We start from the raw sequence: 15,318 nt of genomic DNA, 5'->3' as shown, positions 1-15,318 counted from the left end.
TCGATAGATTAAGTGGAATAAAACTTAAAAATTGAACTAATACCACATAACGAGGCAATCTTCAATTTCTCTTCCCCCTTTAGCCATATCCCTAAGAGCATTCAGTGCGTTAACCGCATAAGGATAGCCACTATACTCCCTATTATCCTTCGGACTAAGGCTGATTTCATAATCATCTAAGTCATTACAATTAACAGATACTGTTCCAAACTCTCCCCAGTCCTCAGGATAATAATCTGTAAAAATGTAATTACTTTCTTTCCTTACATTTTTCATATTTAGCATTTGTCCACCGTATATCCTCCTAGTAGAAATCTCTGATGTCCGTTTATATTCTTTGACCTATGATACCCATGCTAGACTTTCCTCCGCGTGTGCGGGTAGGTTTCTTATTGAAATAACATCACTCACTATTTAGTAGGATCACCCCCGCGTGTGCAGGTAGGTTAAACCGAGTGTCGCGCTTGTCAGTACAATGGCAGGATCATCCCCGCTTGTGCGGGTAGGTTCCCTTGATCGCGGAGCAGAGTAAAAGCTTATTAGGATCATCCCCGCGTGTGCGGGTAGGTTGAGATCCCCAACACTCTCGACAAGCCGACGATAGGATCACCCCCGCGTGTGCGGGTAGGTTAAAATCTTGCCGTTTAATTGCGGGTAGGTCCGAGGATCACCCCCGCGTGTGCGGGTAGGTTCTCGATGAGCTCCGATAATTGATCCATAAACCGGGATCACCCCCGCGTGTGCGGGTAGGTTCCATCGAGGACCGGCAGAAATCGCTGGAACATAGGATCACCCCCGCGTGTGCGGGTAGGTTAAAGTCGACGAGATGCTCTTTGGATACGCCCAGGGATCACCCCCGCGTGTGCGGGTAGGTCTCAAAGAGAAGGAAGCGGCAATTGGAGAGTTGAGGATCACCCCCGCGTGTGCGGGTAGGTTAATAAACCGCTTACAAAGCAAGATATTTTAGGCAGGATCACCCCCGCGTGTGCGGGTAGGTTCATTGACGCTCAATTTAGAGCGATAGAAGACTAGGATCACCCCCGCGTGTGCGGGTAGGTTTGCACGCCCTCGGGGAAGTCGTCTAGTAAATTAGGATCACCCCCGCGTGTGCGGGTAGGTTAAAATCTTGCCGTTTAATTGCGGGTAGGTCCGAGGATCACCCCCGCGTGTGCGGGTAGGTTAAGCGGTCCCTATCGTGCCTCAACTCCGTTATAGGATCACCCCGCGTGTGCGGGTAGGTTTATTTTTTCGCTAACTAAAAAAGAGGGGTATTGGGATCACCCCCGCGTGTGCGGGTAGGTTCGCAAACATTGCCGCCTAATACTACCAAATTCAGGATCACCCCCGCGTGTGCGGGTAGGTTATTCAAATCAGTAACTTATAGTCCATATATTTAGGATCACCCCCGCGTGTGCGGGTAGGTTTTTCAGGCTTCCGCCTTTTTTGTTGTTAAAATAGGATCACCCCCGCGTGTGCGGGTAGGTTTTGACACTATCGCAAAATGGGCGACGGCTTTTAGGATCACCCCCGCGTGTGCGGGTAGGTTAATAACCAGCTCTAATTCTTTTTCCGGTCCCAAAGGATCACCCCCGCGTGTGCGGGTAGGTTTATCCCTCTATTTGGCCAAGCTGACTATCGTAAGGATCACCCCCGCGTGTGCGGGTAGGTTTTTGTCGATCGTATTGAAGTTGATACACCCCGAGGGATCACCCCCGCGTGTGCGGGTAGGTTTGCAACGATTAATATGATAGATGAAATCTATAAGGATCACCCCCGCGTGTGCGGGTAGGTTAGCGAGTAAACTGCATACCCTCTAGCGAGGCAAGGATCACCCCCGCGTGTGCGGGTAGGTTCTCCTAATGTTTTCATATCATGTCTCCTTTGTGGGATCACCCCCGCGTGTGCGGGTAGGTTAGAAGGGGAAAATTACCCGCCGTTTCATATCAAGGATCACCCCCGCGTGTGCGGGTAGGTTATCGGGAACGGCGAAAGATCGCGGCAATTATTAGGATCACCCCCGCGTGTGCGGGTAGGTTAAGCGGTCCCTATCGTGCCTCAACTCCGTTATAGGATCACCCCGCGTGTGCGGGTAGGTTTTCTTTATCGCCAAGCCAGCCAACCAGTCCGTAGGATCACCCCCGCGTGTGCGGGTAGGTTATAAAATCTATTTTATAAAGGCGTAAATTATGAGGATCACCCCCGCGTGTGCGGGTAGGTTTCCTTTTTGTTTCTCGGCTTTCGCCTTTCCTTAGGATCACCCCCGCGTGTGCGGGTAGGTTCAAACGGTGCGAGCGTCGAGGAACGGCGAAAAAGGATCACCCCCGCGTGTGCGGGTAGGTTGGAATGTTACTTTCTTAGCGTGTAATTGTAGCAGGATCACCCCCGCGTGTGCGGGTAGGTTAGTTAAGGATCCCTTATTTTAAGCCATCTCCTTTTTGAATTTTTGAAAATTCATTCACTTTCGTGGCAAGCTCCGCTATCAGTTCGGCATCTTCCAAGGCGCGATGCGGTACTTTCTGATCCATATTATAGTCTTTTATGACTGTTTGCAATTGATAGTTCCTAAGAAATCTTTTTTCTTTTTTAACGAGTTGTTTTAAGTCGATTGTCTTATTTTTCAGTGTATCTTCCCCTATCTCAATAAGGGCTCGATTAATAAAGCCTATATCAAATGCCACATTATATCCCACTATGGGATAATCTCCTATAAACTCGAGCCCGGTTCTGAGCGCTTCTTCTAACGGAATGCCTTCTCTGCTCAGAAGTTCATCTGATATACCCGTAAGGCCGATGATTTCTCTCGGTAGCGTAACTTCTCTTTCGATAAGAGCATGAAAGGTTTCTTTCTCGTCGCTCTTTACTTTTATCATCCCTATTTCTATAATTTTATTCTTTTTTTCATCCAACCCATCAGTCTCCAGGTCCAGGACAATGTAGGGAAAATGGTTCGATTGTTCTACATTACCCGCTGCAGCGTAGCGTTTGGCTTTTCTGAAGTTGGCAGCCCGGCTAAAGCTCTTTTTTGTTTCGGATTTTGAAGGTTCGCAGGTCTCTTTCTTTATAAAAACCAACGGTATTCCGTCGTAGTCGATTCGCTCTCGACCGCTATGCCCGATCTCGAAATCGTATCCTATTTCGTTGCGGCAACTATAACTTAGGGTAGCTTCTCCCGTCTTTAAATTGTCCTTCACTCGCTGCCAAAGTTTTTCACGAATAGCCGAGTTAAAGTTTCCTACGTAAACACCTGTAGCGATTTCCTGCATCCATTTAGTCAGATCTCCTCGAAGCGACGGAGACACTTTAGTTAGTGTAATGACTGTCATCGGCATACTACATGTCCTTATCGTGTTCTTTGTAGCTCACGCCATAGGCTACTAAATGCTCTTTATCATCCCATAAGCTGATGGTTTCGGCATCCCACCGGTCTTCCGTGTCGACCTCCATGAGTTTTTGCAGATCCTTTACGATTTTCTCCATAAGCTTCCCATCGTTTACGGCATCGCGCACCGCCCTTCGGGCAATGGCGCCGATATCGTCCTCTTCGTCATGCTCCGAAGCGATTTTAAAGGCCAGGGGTATAGTAAGATCCGCTTTATATAGATCTGCAATGTCATATACAAAGGAAAGGTCGTGACCCGTGTGCACAAAGCCCAGCCCGGGTGACATTCCAAGGGCCGCCACCACACTGTGGACGATCCCGTAAAGGGCTACATTGGCAGAAGAAAGGGCCTGATTTACCGCATTTCCGTCGTGGAAGTTGTCAGGATCATAGGTTCTCTTATCCCAGGCGACATCATATTTCTTTGAATACTTGCGGTAGGTACTTCGCACTCTCGCCCCTTCTCGTCCTCTTAGTTGCTGCATGGTAAGGTCATCGGTCTCTTCTCCGGAAAAGCGCATTTGATACATTTTACGCGCAACCTCCAATCTTTTTCTGCGATTGGTAACAAGGGCTGCCTGTTTTTCCAGCATCCGTGTTGAACGAGCAAGGGCACGGCCGTGAGCGTATTGTCTCACGCCTCGTTCGCCCACCCACAATACGCTCGTGCCTACATCGCCGAGTATCTCCATGGCACGATGAGTAATGTCGGTACCCGGCCCCAGTAACAGTACGCCGATCATAGCGACAGGTACGTAGACAATGCCTCGGCGATCGGTCACTGAAAGGGCGCTGTCTTTTCGATTAATGACAGCATGCTCAATATAAAGAAAGCTTACTCTATCGCCTATTCTCGGCAATTCTTTAAGTTCGGCCTTTTGTGCGCCGAAGGTTTTTTCAATCATGATCTGTCCATGGGGATAAGGGTCATCAGCCCGAAGCCGTATGCTTTTTTCTTGCCTATGCCCTCCCGTAGCACTCGCTCTATTTTCTTTTTATCGGTAATGGTCAGTGTGCCTTCATAAATAGCTTTTTTAAGATAAATATCTCGCTGCCCTTTTTTTCGATAAAGTTCGACGCCGCGCTCTACGATCTCGTAGTCTGTCTCTTCTAGGGAAAAGCCGTTTTTTTCGGCTCGGTCGTATAGGTATTGTTTTTGCTCGCCGTCGGGAACGGGAACCACTCGCCCCCGCTCTCCTGTGGCTTTTCCCTCTCTGGACGACCAGACGGGGTTAAGCTTTACTCGAAAGCGCGCTTTCATTCCATTTTCCAGGCTGTTTAAAAATGGTTCATAGTCTTTTGTTTGAATGCTTCCCGCTACTCCTATGGCTTCTAAGGCTTCGGGATTAGGCGCTTTCTCACTTGCAATCAGGATATAGCGCTTACCATTCAAATGATCGATGCGCCATAATTTCCTTGTACGGATTTCTCTTTGTTTTTCGTCGGGAAAACTATTTTCAATAATACTGTGAATAGCTCCAATATGGGATGCATGTTTCATTTTTCTTCCGTTTTCAACATCGAGCATGACTCTCGTCAAATACATGACATCCTCCTATACTGCGCCAAATGCGTCGTGCTCTTTAGTGTTAAGCTTTATTTCCATCGATCCCTCTCCACGAAAACCGAATGTTCTCCCTCTCGGATCAAAGGATAGGACATGATCATTTCTCAATCTCGACGCTCGAGACGGCATCAGATCGAGGTCACCGTAAAGGGTGACGGTTTCTTCTTTATTTTTAGAGCGGCGGTCTTGTAGCGGATAGTTTCTAAGAGCTTCGATAGGATCGCTTTTAACCGTCTCCAGATAAAAATCGTAAGTCGGCGGCAAGCTTCGTCTTCCTAAATAAATCTGAAAATAGGGGGATTCGATCGCTCGTTCGATCTGCTCGATCAGTGCCCCGTCGTCACTGCCCAGAGCCACAACGAAGATTGCATCTTCGAGATAGTAACGATACGTCACATGTGTTGTGTCTATCTTCCCAGTTGGTTTATATCTTTCAACAATGTGATAGTCTTTTAAGAGTTCACCTACTCGGTCGACCCGTACAGCAAATTTCAGTCGATTTAATGCCCGAATCTTTTCGGTTTCGCTACGCCGGTAACCTAGGGCTGCTGCTACCATGCCGATAATCGCACTTTTCGATGGATGGGGATCGGTTTCTCTCGTTTCAAAATGCGACGACGTGCCGTAGGATTGCATCGGCCCGGCTAATTTTAGCAGGATCGTCTTCACTTTTTCACCTCTAATCTATCGCCTGTTCCAAGCTCGTCGCTAAACTTTCTAGAAGATCATGCAGATTGTCTTTCTTTCCCGTTTCCGGTCCTTGATTACTAAGAGTATTCAAATAAAGTACTTCTCCGGCGGGCTGCACAAAAGTTTCCGCTTTGTTCATTTCGTCGAAAAGCTTATCGATTGAGTGTTTAGCATAACCGGAAGAGGAGCGCACGGGCTCTTCATATGCACTTACAAGATTCACCGGACGATCTTTTCTCAGAGCAACGACGAGGGCTTGCGGCAGGGTTTGATTGGCAAATGTATTGATTTTCCCCGTAGGCATGGCATTGACGAAAGATTCTATAAAAAGGCAAATCGACCGGATCGTCTGCTCTTTATCGCCGAGTTTTTTGAGGAGCTCATGGGCCGCTATGTTTCCATATCGGTAAAGGGTAGAGGAGTTGTACTCCACTGTACCGAGCATGCCCGCCCCTGCATTATCCTCCGACGCCATATCGTCGACGGCTGTAAAAAAATCGAATTCCGTTTGGACACCGTGAGTAGAGATGGCATGGGCTATCTGGCATGATGCTTCTTCCTTTAAAGAGGGAGCTTTGGCTACCATTCGACCAAAAAGGGCAATGTCCACAGCGGGATTTTTCTTGAAAATAGCCTGCAATTGCTTTTTATCTTTCACCCCTGAGAGAGCTGCTTCTGCCAGAGCTTCTGCCTGTGCATCTCCTAGAAAAATAAGAACCTGTGTTTTCATTCTTTCATCAACTAGGCTTGTTTTTATATCCAACCTCTCAAAGGTTTTTGCCGCTAACTCGACTGCTTCTTCCTCACTTTTTTCAGGATCTAAGTCTATCCTTTTCTTGGCGACGTAATCGACTACTTGTTTTGTACGAACCCCTACATTGGAACTCTCACCTTGTTCATTAAAATATTGCCGAATAGCTCTTTTCCACGCTTGAGAACTTACTCGCGCACGACGTACTCCTCCATAAAGGGCGGTCTTCGGACTCCCCGTATCATCGCGGTTCATATTGGAAGGGGGCACCGTTTGAATGGCGTGCACATCTACAAATAATCGTTGGTTATTCATCGTCTTCAGCTCCTTTTTTATTTCCTTCTACACAATAATAAGCTCTCGCCCAGGAAAGGCGCAATTTCTCCCCATATCCTCTTTGGAACCAATAGAGATCCTGTGCCAATCTACCGTAATCTATTTGAGTTTCCGTCTTTGCCTTTAAAAGACCGATCATTTGACGTAAATAATGAACCAATTCTTCATAAGTTTGGGACGTAACCAGGGCATTGAAGCGCCGATCCACAGCTTTGGAGTCTTCTTCTGTACGCATCTGTTTAAAAGATTGTCCGATACTTCGCCTGTTTTCTTCTCGTAATGCAACTGTTTGACTCTTTCCTTGCTGATGGAGGGCATATAACCCTAAGCTCGTAAAAACGGCCCGCTCCTGAAAGGTAATTTTTGTTCCGTCTCCCAAAAAATGATCCGGCATAAAGCCGTAAACTAAAGGCCAAACCTCAACGGACTGCGACAACGGTTTACCGATCGAATTTCGAAGATTCGCCAGATTGGCGCGTCCTGCAGATGTGCCCAGAGATTGTTCCAACACGGCAATCATATTATCTACGACCATTTGAACCTGCATTCCTTTGTTTATTTTTGATCCCATATCACCCCTCCTTAATATCTAACTGTTTCTTTAAAAAATAGATAAACGTGTTGTATGAAATGGCGATGTTTTTATAATGACCTTCGCTTTCTGCGCCACCTCCTTCACACATTCGTCCTGTAAAATCCCTTGGACCCATCTGCGCGACGAGACGATCGGCCTCGCGCTTAACCAACCTCTTAAGTCTCTTTTTCCACTCGTTCAACTGTACTTCCCGATCTTCATCAGGTTCAATGGAGGCAATCCACTCTCTAAAAGGATGATCGATGGCATAATAGAACCGCGCCAGTTCTTTAGAGGCGAATCCGCTGTTTTTTAAATTTCGAATATCTTCTATATCGTAAAGAAAATGACCATAAGTACTGTGAACAATTTGATTGGTAAGGTCGACAACATCTCTAATGCGTTGTTCCCATCCATTTTCCGATAGATCTGTAAGTAATCTTTCGTGTAGCAACAAAGTATCCACCACTTCATTTACGGGAATTTGAGAAGTTGGGTTTCCGCCCCAAATCATGCTTACAGCTACTACACATACTTGTTTTAAGTCAAGCGCATCCTTGATCTCCTCATTCCTCACCCATTGTATAATACCGGGCGTTCTCTCATCATTATCTCCGCTGAGCAAGCCGAAAGATCGCCAAAGAGACCTTTCCTCTTTGTGAACATATGGTGTTGTGTGACCGCGATCAGTCCCCGTCTTATTTAGTTTCCATAAGGTCATCGGTTCAATAAAATAATCCATGATCTGAATATTCGGAAGCTTTACAACTTCAAATTGAAATTTTTTACTCATATCTATTGACGGGTTAATGTAGATCGCGCGACTCCATACAGTGTAAAGTTCTGCCAAATTGTCAACAGCTCGGGGATCCGAACTCCCTCGAAGGTATCTTTCAATGAGATTCTCGGGATCAAATTCCCAACATGGCTTTTGAGAATAGAGGCTTTCTTCTTGATCTTGTCTAACGAGAGTTAAATTGAGCAGAAGAGATTCAAATAAATTATCTCCCTTAAGATATATTCCTCCTAGTTCAAAAGCCCACCCTTTGGAAACTCCTACATCATATCCTTTCCCAAAAACAGCTTTATCAGATTTATTAGAGTAGTTTTGATATGCTATGAGCCATCTCGCAAGTTCAGGCTCCGAAAGCAGATCACTATATTCTTCGTAACGATTTTTCGGAGAAAATAATACTTTTTTATTTCCGCTTTCCGAGATTCTTCGATTAATATTTTTCCCGTCAATTAAGGTGGGAGATTTTTGATTAAGTTTATTCTCAGAAAGAACTTTTATGTTTACTTGATAAAATGGATACTCTTCATCAAATAAGTAAAAGCGATCGTACCAGGCCTCCAAATAATCTACGACCACCTTTGGAAATTGCCCGATATTCCAAAGATCGTTCCACGATTTGTAAAGTGCACCGGCATAACCTTCCATATAATCTTCATTGACTTCATTCAATTGGCGAAAGTTATTATCAAGTTTAATCCATTCATAAACTTCGCCCCATGCATCGACGCGAGAAAACACCGTATGAAGAATCGCTAACAATAAGCGTAGTAGGGCAAAGTCTTGAGTCTTCATGTCCCCGGCTAATCCGACATAAAGATGCGCATTTTGAAATAGTTCTCTTAGTGAAACTTCTTCCGTTTCTCCATTTAAATCCGTAACAACACGAATCCAAGGTTCATCGATTAAATTAAATCGTGCCATTCCTCACATCCCTTCATAGGTCAGCCCGTAAAGCGTATCGTAGCGCAAAAGATATCCATTGAGTGAAAACGTTTTGTCTTCATTGAAAAGGATAGCCAGAGATCCTTTTAACCAAGGGTCCTCTTGCCAATCTATAAAATATTGTAGGGTATGTTTCTCCAAAAAGTCAATGGTCTTATCCATGGCCTTTCCACCGTATCCGACAACTTTTTTTGGCAGTTGAATAGTATGAGAAGCGACGGCCATGGCGACGGCGGGATCTCCCACTGCATTCGATACATCTCGATCGTCTTCAAAAAAACCGTAATCGTTTTCCTTCTTCTTTAAAAGTATCACTTCCAAAGACTCGTCGATATCCCGCACGCGACCATATGCGCCCTCCTCCGTAGCACCTTTTAAGTCATTTTTCAACCACCCTGTCAGCGTTCCGTCTCTTTTCCTTCTGATTATTCGCTTCGGCGACGAGAGTCTAAATACACCGGCATTGTCCTTCTTTTGATTTATTTCATGAAGAAATTGCAGCTTAAGATCATCGGTCTCTAATTCCGACACGTTCTCGAGCCCTCCATACACTTTTTGTACAAGAGGCGAAATATCCTCGGGGAGCATGAATACATCGGGTAAATTGCTTTTTGTTTCTCTAAGCAAGTACTCCCCGTAAATGTATTTCGATCCCGGTTCATAGTCATCTTCCGACATGCCCATAATATATAGCTTCGCGTCGCAGATATGCTCGGGACGAACCGTCTCTTGATGGCGATGTAATCTCCCCATTCTTTGAATTAATAGGTCCATAGGTGCCAAATCGGAGATCATAGCATCGAAATCGATATCCAAAGACTGCTCGATGACCTGAGTACCGACAATGATTTTTTGCCGCGGCCGCACGCCTTGTTTAGTACCTTCTTTTCCTATGCTTTCAATCAGCTCATTTTCTTTTTTTACCCGATCCGCAGCCGTAAAAGACGAATGCAGTATGCTTACAGCCTCCTCGCCATAACGTTCTATCAGTTCCCTACCGATTTTTTGCGCCCGACCGACAGTATTGACGACAATGCCCAATACACCACCGGGTGCGACCAATTCGTCGATTACATTGTAAATTTCTTCTTCTTTCAGGGGAGTTAGGGAAATCCTCCTATTCTCCGAAGCGGGAAAATCTCTAAATTGACATATATCTTTTCCGTCAGTATAGGTAATCAAAGGATATTCTTCTCCTTTTAATCCTCCTTCCGGAAGTTTGTCCTCTCTCCATTTAAAGCCTTTTCCTTTTAGGTAAGCCTTCACCATAGCCTCCCGCTTTTTGGCCGGCAATGTCGCCGAAAGAATAATCACGGGCACATCGTAGGCTCCCATCCAGGCAATAGACTCGAGTAAGTATTCGCTCATATACGCATCGTAGGCGTGAACTTCATCGATTACTACTACTTTTTTGCTGAATCCCAAATGGCGCAATGCAAGGTGCTTTTGCTTTAATGAAGCCAGCAAAAACTGGTCCACCGTTCCGACGACAAAATCATCCAATGCCGTTGTTTTTTTACCACGAAACCACGCATTGGCGATAACCGCTCCGTTTTCATCGCTATCCACATCGATGGATCGACCCTTCCCCTCTAATTTCGAGTACGCATTGTTTAATGATGCTTTTCCGTGGGCTAGTTGTATTGAAGCCGTGCCTTGCACTGTACGCTCCAACCAATCTTCAATTCTCGTAAACATACTATTCGATGTGGCTTGAGTGGGGAGTCCGAAAAACAATCCGCTCCTTCCTGTTTTTGCTGCCAGCTGCTCCGCTCCGATAAGGGCCGCTTCTGTCTTTCCCTTTCCCATAGGGGCTTCAAATATAAAGAGGCCCGGTTCATCCGCTTCTGAAATCACTTCAGAAAAGATTTCCTGCTCCACTCTCGGATAAAAATCGAAGCGATTAAAGTAAAGTTCGTCAATCTCTACATTTAACTCGGGCTGCCACAGATCGCTTTGTTCCCAAAAATCCCATCCTCTTTCTTTCCGTTTCTCTGCATCTTCCACTTTTTCCTCTTCAATACCGATGAGCGGAAAGTAATATGCATTGCTTGCAATCCAGTCAGCCATAATGATCAAACCGGACAGTAAAACAAGATAAGCCTGAGGGACGATGGGAATCTCTTCTACCGATCGGTACCTCCCCTCATCCATTGCGTATTCGAAAATTTCGCGCTGAACTTTTTTCCATAATAAATGACTTTCGCTCGACGGATCACTCTTTTGATAATAATACGCTTCATAGGCTATCTGCTCATCCAGGATCACACTATTGTCTAAGGGTTTTCCATGGTGTCCACCAACAATAGAGGCGATGCCCGGAGCGACGCCGAAATCACGTAAGATTTTTTCACCTGCTACCGTATGGTGCACTGCCGACTTGGTCGCCAGCACTAAATTTGATAGATCCATAAAGCCAACCTTTTCAAGCCGCTCTATTAATATATCATCGAGACTCGTCGAGTTTTGATAGCTTTTCATCGTCTGGAAAACAGGTGTCGCTTTCCCGATATCGTGACTTGCGGCTAAAAACGCTACCAGGTTGACTGCCTGATCATCACTTATAGAGGCTCCATTGCAAATAGTTTGCCTAGTGCCCTCCGAAAGCCAATGATTCCAAAGTTGGATAGCGATGCCTACCGTATCTTCCAAATGCTGCATTAATGGCAACCACTTAAGTTCACCGGAAACCTCATCTTTTTTTGCCCACAAGGCTTCTCTTGCTTCCATTTACCTCTCCTATCCGACTTTTTTATCTATTCCTCTTCTCCCAACACCTCGTCGTACACTTTTTTCGTTTCCTCATCGAAGAGCACCCAGAGGACCTCCATGTCTTTATCTTTTACATAGTCCTTCACTGCCTTGACAGCGGTTTTGGCGGCTTTTTCTGTGGGATATCCGAAGATGCCCGTGGAAATGGAGGGGAAGGCCACGGTTTTTAAGCCTTTCGTTTCCGCCACTTCCAGGGAGTGCGTGTAGCAGGAGGCGAGTTTTGCTTCTTCTCCCGCCTCTCCGCCGTGCCACACGGGGCCGGCGGTGTGGATGATATAGCTTGCGGGGAGATCGAAGCCTTCGGTGATCACCGCATCTCCCGTGGCACAATAACCGATGGCGTCGCAGGCTTTTTGCAGTTTTGCAGCTCCTGCCGCGGCGAAGATGGCGCCGCAAACGCCGCCCCCTCGCATCAGCCTTTCATTGGCGGCGTTGACGATGGCGTCCACTCTTTGAGTGGTGATGTCGCCTTTTACTGTTTTGATCGTTCCCATAATCTTCTCCTTTCTTTAAAGAAAGCCCTTACATATGTAAGGGCTTAGTTTTTGTCTTTGATTCGTTTGCTCGCCCGGTAATATTCCATGGCGCGATAGTCTCGAATGTTTTCCATTAGTTTCCCATCGTCGTTCAGGTTCAAATAGGCTCCGTCTCGCCTTACGAAGGGATCGTGATAGACGGTAACGCCTTTCAGGTAATGGTCTTGCATTTGCATCATGGCGTCTTTCGGCCAGCCCATGGTGGTATAGAGATAATTCATTAAGAGGAAGGGACTGAGGTCTGGTCCTTGTCCTTCAAATTCTTTTCCGAGTTTCGCCTTGGCCGCCGGGTTCGCCCAGATAACATAGGGGGTTGTGTAATAGTTCAGCATGCCTTCGAGGGTGGATTGATCGATATTGATTCCAAGGGTATGGTAGCCGCTTTCCCCCTCTCCGAGCCAGGGTTTATGATCGCCGAAAAAGACGAGGACGATGGGCTCGGGATTGTTTCGCAGGCTTTCTACAAAGGCACCCAGGGCTTTATCTGTGGCGGCAATATCCGAAAGGTAATGGTTGATAATGCTCCAGTCTTTTCCTCGCTCGCCGTTTAAGGGCTCGATATAATCTCTGTCGCTCTCTCCGTAATCGGCGTAAGGACCGTGACCTTGATAGGTCAGGGCGTAGCTGAAGTAGTAATTCCCCTCTTCCGCCGCTTTGTTCAATCTTTTTTCCACTTCGGGGAAGAAGTGATCGTCTCGCGTATAGCCGTAATCCCGATCGAATTCCTCTTCGATGGGTTTAAAGTAATTTTCGTAGCAGAGGTAATCGTCGAATCCCAGGCGGGGATTAATGTTGGAACGGCTGTAAAACCAACCTTTTATCGGGTGGAGGGCTTCTGTTATATAGCCGTTGTTTTTCATATGACGGACATGGGAGTGGGTGTCTTTTAAGTAATGAACCGATCCGTAATGATTGGCTCCGGAGTAGCCGGTTAAAAAGCCCCGCTCCGTATTCACTGTGCCGCCGCCGAAAATATCGTCTACAAGGCGGCCGCTAAGACCTTCTTTCTGAATGCGATGAAAGTTTTCGTAGACATCGGGGGCGATGGGCGCTCCGTCGTAAATACTGAAATCGGCGAAAGATTCCAACATTACCGATACGACGTGCACTTTTTTATCTTCCGGTATGGCGGGATCGTTGTATTCTTCCCAAAGCATAGCGGCCAGTTTTTTATCGTAATCCGGCGGCCGATTGCCGAGGAGCATACGCCCAGTAAATAAAAAGGGATAGGCTAAGCCCTTGGATTGATACACTTCTCCGCCGTTATAAATATTGATGATCTCGTCGTCTCCGACCTTCGTATAAACTTCAGGATTAAAGTAGGGGCCGGTAAAACCTTGGAACAGTACTACCGCTCCTGCCACTGTGGCAATAAGAGTTCTTCGACGAGTTTTTCCGCACCAGGGTTTGGGATAGAGCTTAAAGAGAATAAAGCTGATGGCGAGAATGGACAAAAGAGAGACCACCGCCGCCGGGTTTGACGTAAAGATGGAAATATTGTAATTTCCCTTCATCATGACCGATTCCCTGAAGAGGACGATTTCGGGAATCATAAAGGGCTCGTCTCGATAGATCATCTTGAATTTCTGCACGATGGAAATGGCGAAAAAGATAACCGATGTAATAAAAAATCCCAGATACAATCTGCCGCTCAAGCTATAAATAAGTAAGAATACGACGACAATAGGGATCAGGTTCATAGCGAGGAGCAGAGGATCGCGGAAATAGCTGCTCAATAGCGCGCTCTGTAATTCCCCTTCCCCCGATCCGAAGATAAAGGTCATGATCATAATGATCGCGCTGAGTATGAATAAAATAACAAATGGCATTGCCTTATTCTTTTTTTGTTTTGCCACGGTCCGTCGCCCCTCTTTCTATATTACTAGTATTTTACCATAGCTTAATAAATTTGCACTCTCCCGAAAATATAAAAAAGGCCCTTTCGGACCTTATACATTTCCCCTTAAATCGGCGACGCTGACGCCTACCGATTCCACACCGGGAAGGGATTGGAGCTTTCGGAGGCAACCATCCATTCGTTCACGGGCCTGATAGGCTTCGGGAAGGATAGTAAATTCTAAAATCCCTCGATCGCCTATGTCTACTTCTTTCGGCGGCGTACCGCGATTAATATGAACGCGAGCGACGAGCATTTGGTGATCTCGAAGGGCATCTTCAATGTCTTCCACAAGTCCCTTGGAAAGATCTCGCACAATGTAAAGTTCCAAATAACTTTCTTCCGATGCCGTACCCACTTTAATGAGATCTTGTTTTTTGAACTTTTCTTTAAAAAGCTTGCGCTCCCAACGAATTAAGACCGTCAGGGTTAAAAAGGCGAAGCCCGCCGTGAGCACCCCTTCTCGATACATTCCCGCGCCGAAGGCCAAGCCGATGGCGGCGCAAACCCATAGCCCCGTCGCCGATGTAAGGCCGCGAATGGTGGGGCCCTCTTTTAAAATGGTGCCTGCGCCCAGAAAACCGATACCGCTGACCACCTGACTTGCCAACCGCATGGGATCGTTTCGAACGGTTCCCGGCGCATATTTTGTAGTGGAAATAATCATAATAAGCGCCGCACCCAGGGTAACGAGAATATGGGTGCGAAAGCCCGCCGGCTGACTGTGGCGCTCCCGCTCGATGCCGATAACCCCACCTGCCACTGTGGCGGCGAAAAGACGTAAGAAAACTTCAAATGTAGATAACATAGTAACGACGTACCTTTCTTATGTAATATAGATTTTACATTTGTAATATGGATTTTACATTACCTGATCGTCTTAAATTTGTCAACCACTCGGGCACTGCTTCCCTCTCATCTTTCGCCTTCATTTTCGGCGACATCTTCCCCAATAAAAAAGCCGACGTCCGCCGGCCCTTTTCATGAATTATAAATTTATAAGCTTTCAGGTACGAGGGAAAGATCGTCGATCACCCCTCCGAAGGTCACGATGGCGATCGCAGGGCCGGTATAGCGA

General features: G+C 46.4%; 12 protein-coding genes and 3 CRISPR repeat arrays. All 12 genes read right to left on the bottom strand.

Going from position 1 to position 15,318, the window contains the following annotated elements; genetic code table 11:
• Positions 1 to 36: 36 nt before the first annotated feature.
• Entirely contained in the window at positions 37 to 285 is a 249-nt protein-coding gene (locus PEPTYR26121_RS04415; RefSeq protein ID WP_180499640.1) for a hypothetical protein, read from the bottom strand.
• Between the two features lie 73 nt (positions 286 to 358).
• A CRISPR array of direct repeats spans positions 359 to 1,181; the repeat unit is 29 nt; unit sequence AGGATCACCCCCGCGTGTGCGGGTAGGTT.
• 91 nt (positions 1,182 to 1,272) lie between these two features.
• A CRISPR array of direct repeats spans positions 1,273 to 2,036; the repeat unit is 29 nt; unit sequence AGGATCACCCCCGCGTGTGCGGGTAGGTT.
• A gap of 91 nt (positions 2,037 to 2,127) precedes the next feature.
• Positions 2,128 to 2,401: a CRISPR direct-repeat array (repeat unit 29 nt; unit sequence AGGATCACCCCCGCGTGTGCGGGTAGGTT).
• Positions 2,402 to 2,414: 13 nt separating this feature from the next.
• Entirely contained in the window at positions 2,415 to 3,323 is a 909-nt protein-coding gene (cas2e, locus tag PEPTYR26121_RS04410) for a type I-E CRISPR-associated endoribonuclease Cas2e (protein ID WP_281359984.1), read from the bottom strand.
• Positions 3,324 to 3,330: 7 nt separating this feature from the next.
• Entirely contained in the window at positions 3,331 to 4,284 is a 954-nt protein-coding gene (gene cas1e / locus PEPTYR26121_RS04405) for a type I-E CRISPR-associated endonuclease Cas1e (RefSeq protein WP_343045214.1), read from the bottom strand.
• On the bottom strand, positions 4,281 to 4,925 hold the full coding sequence (cas6e, locus tag PEPTYR26121_RS04400; protein ID WP_180499636.1) for a type I-E CRISPR-associated protein Cas6/Cse3/CasE: 645 nt from the start codon (positions 4,923 to 4,925) through the stop codon (positions 4,281 to 4,283). Before cas6e ends, cas1e begins: the two co-directional genes overlap by 4 nt.
• Before the next feature lie 9 nt (positions 4,926 to 4,934).
• Positions 4,935 to 5,615, bottom strand: coding sequence for a type I-E CRISPR-associated protein Cas5/CasD (cas5e, locus tag PEPTYR26121_RS04395; RefSeq protein ID WP_246285895.1), 681 nt, complete (start codon positions 5,613 to 5,615; stop codon positions 4,935 to 4,937).
• Positions 5,616 to 5,625: 10 nt separating this feature from the next.
• Complete coding sequence (gene cas7e / locus PEPTYR26121_RS04390) at positions 5,626 to 6,702, bottom strand: type I-E CRISPR-associated protein Cas7/Cse4/CasC (protein ID WP_180499634.1); 1,077 nt, start codon at positions 6,700 to 6,702, stop codon at positions 5,626 to 5,628.
• Complete coding sequence (gene casB / locus PEPTYR26121_RS04385) at positions 6,695 to 7,294, bottom strand: type I-E CRISPR-associated protein Cse2/CasB (protein ID WP_180499632.1); 600 nt, start codon at positions 7,292 to 7,294, stop codon at positions 6,695 to 6,697. Before casB ends, cas7e begins: the two co-directional genes overlap by 8 nt.
• A gap of 1 nt (position 7,295) precedes the next feature.
• Positions 7,296 to 9,014 (bottom strand): type I-E CRISPR-associated protein Cse1/CasA, encoded by a 1,719-nt coding sequence (locus PEPTYR26121_RS04380; RefSeq protein WP_180499631.1) that lies wholly within the window; start codon positions 9,012 to 9,014, stop codon positions 7,296 to 7,298.
• Between the two features lie 3 nt (positions 9,015 to 9,017).
• On the bottom strand, positions 9,018 to 11,765 hold the full coding sequence (gene cas3 / locus PEPTYR26121_RS04375) for a CRISPR-associated helicase Cas3' (RefSeq protein WP_180499629.1): 2,748 nt from the start codon (positions 11,763 to 11,765) through the stop codon (positions 9,018 to 9,020).
• Between the two features lie 26 nt (positions 11,766 to 11,791).
• Positions 11,792 to 12,301 carry a macro domain-containing protein gene (locus PEPTYR26121_RS04370; protein WP_180499627.1) on the bottom strand — a complete coding sequence of 170 codons (510 nt, stop codon included), beginning with the start codon at positions 12,299 to 12,301 and terminating at the stop codon, positions 11,792 to 11,794.
• Between the two features lie 44 nt (positions 12,302 to 12,345).
• Positions 12,346 to 14,199, bottom strand: coding sequence for an LTA synthase family protein (locus tag PEPTYR26121_RS04365; RefSeq protein ID WP_180499625.1), 1,854 nt, complete (start codon positions 14,197 to 14,199; stop codon positions 12,346 to 12,348).
• Between the two features lie 93 nt (positions 14,200 to 14,292).
• Positions 14,293 to 15,048 carry an MgtC/SapB family protein gene (locus tag PEPTYR26121_RS04360; protein ID WP_180499623.1) on the bottom strand — a complete coding sequence of 252 codons (756 nt, stop codon included), beginning with the start codon at positions 15,046 to 15,048 and terminating at the stop codon, positions 14,293 to 14,295.
• Positions 15,049 to 15,318: the final 270 nt, after the last annotated feature.

Origin of the sequence: Aedoeadaptatus nemausensis, assembly GCF_903819165.1 — a bacterium.
Taxonomy (GTDB): domain Bacteria; phylum Bacillota; class Clostridia; order Tissierellales; family Peptoniphilaceae; genus Aedoeadaptatus; species Aedoeadaptatus nemausensis.
The sequence above is the reverse complement of the archived record's forward strand: the minus strand, read 5'-3'. Positions and strand labels throughout refer to the sequence as shown.

Excerpts from the sequence above, each read along its gene's own strand:
- PEPTYR26121_RS04415 (WP_180499640.1), bottom strand. The coding sequence starts at position 285 with ATGCTAAATATGAAAAATGTAAGGAAAGAAAGTAATTACATTTTTACA.
- cas2e (WP_281359984.1), bottom strand. The coding sequence starts at position 3,323 with ATGACAGTCATTACACTAACTAAAGTGTCTCCGTCGCTTCGAGGAGAT.
- cas1e (WP_343045214.1), bottom strand. The coding sequence starts at position 4,284 with ATGATTGAAAAAACCTTCGGCGCACAAAAGGCCGAACTTAAAGAATTG.
- cas6e (WP_180499636.1), bottom strand. The coding sequence starts at position 4,925 with ATGTATTTGACGAGAGTCATGCTCGATGTTGAAAACGGAAGAAAAATG.
- cas7e (WP_180499634.1), bottom strand. The coding sequence starts at position 6,702 with ATGAATAACCAACGATTATTTGTAGATGTGCACGCCATTCAAACGGTG.
- casB (WP_180499632.1), bottom strand. The coding sequence starts at position 7,294 with ATGGGATCAAAAATAAACAAAGGAATGCAGGTTCAAATGGTCGTAGAT.
- PEPTYR26121_RS04380 (WP_180499631.1), bottom strand. The coding sequence starts at position 9,014 with ATGGCACGATTTAATTTAATCGATGAACCTTGGATTCGTGTTGTTACG.
- cas3 (WP_180499629.1), bottom strand. The coding sequence starts at position 11,765 with ATGGAAGCAAGAGAAGCCTTGTGGGCAAAAAAAGATGAGGTTTCCGGT.
- PEPTYR26121_RS04370 (WP_180499627.1), bottom strand. The coding sequence starts at position 12,301 with ATGGGAACGATCAAAACAGTAAAAGGCGACATCACCACTCAAAGAGTG.
- PEPTYR26121_RS04360 (WP_180499623.1), bottom strand. The coding sequence starts at position 15,048 with ATGTTATCTACATTTGAAGTTTTCTTACGTCTTTTCGCCGCCACAGTG.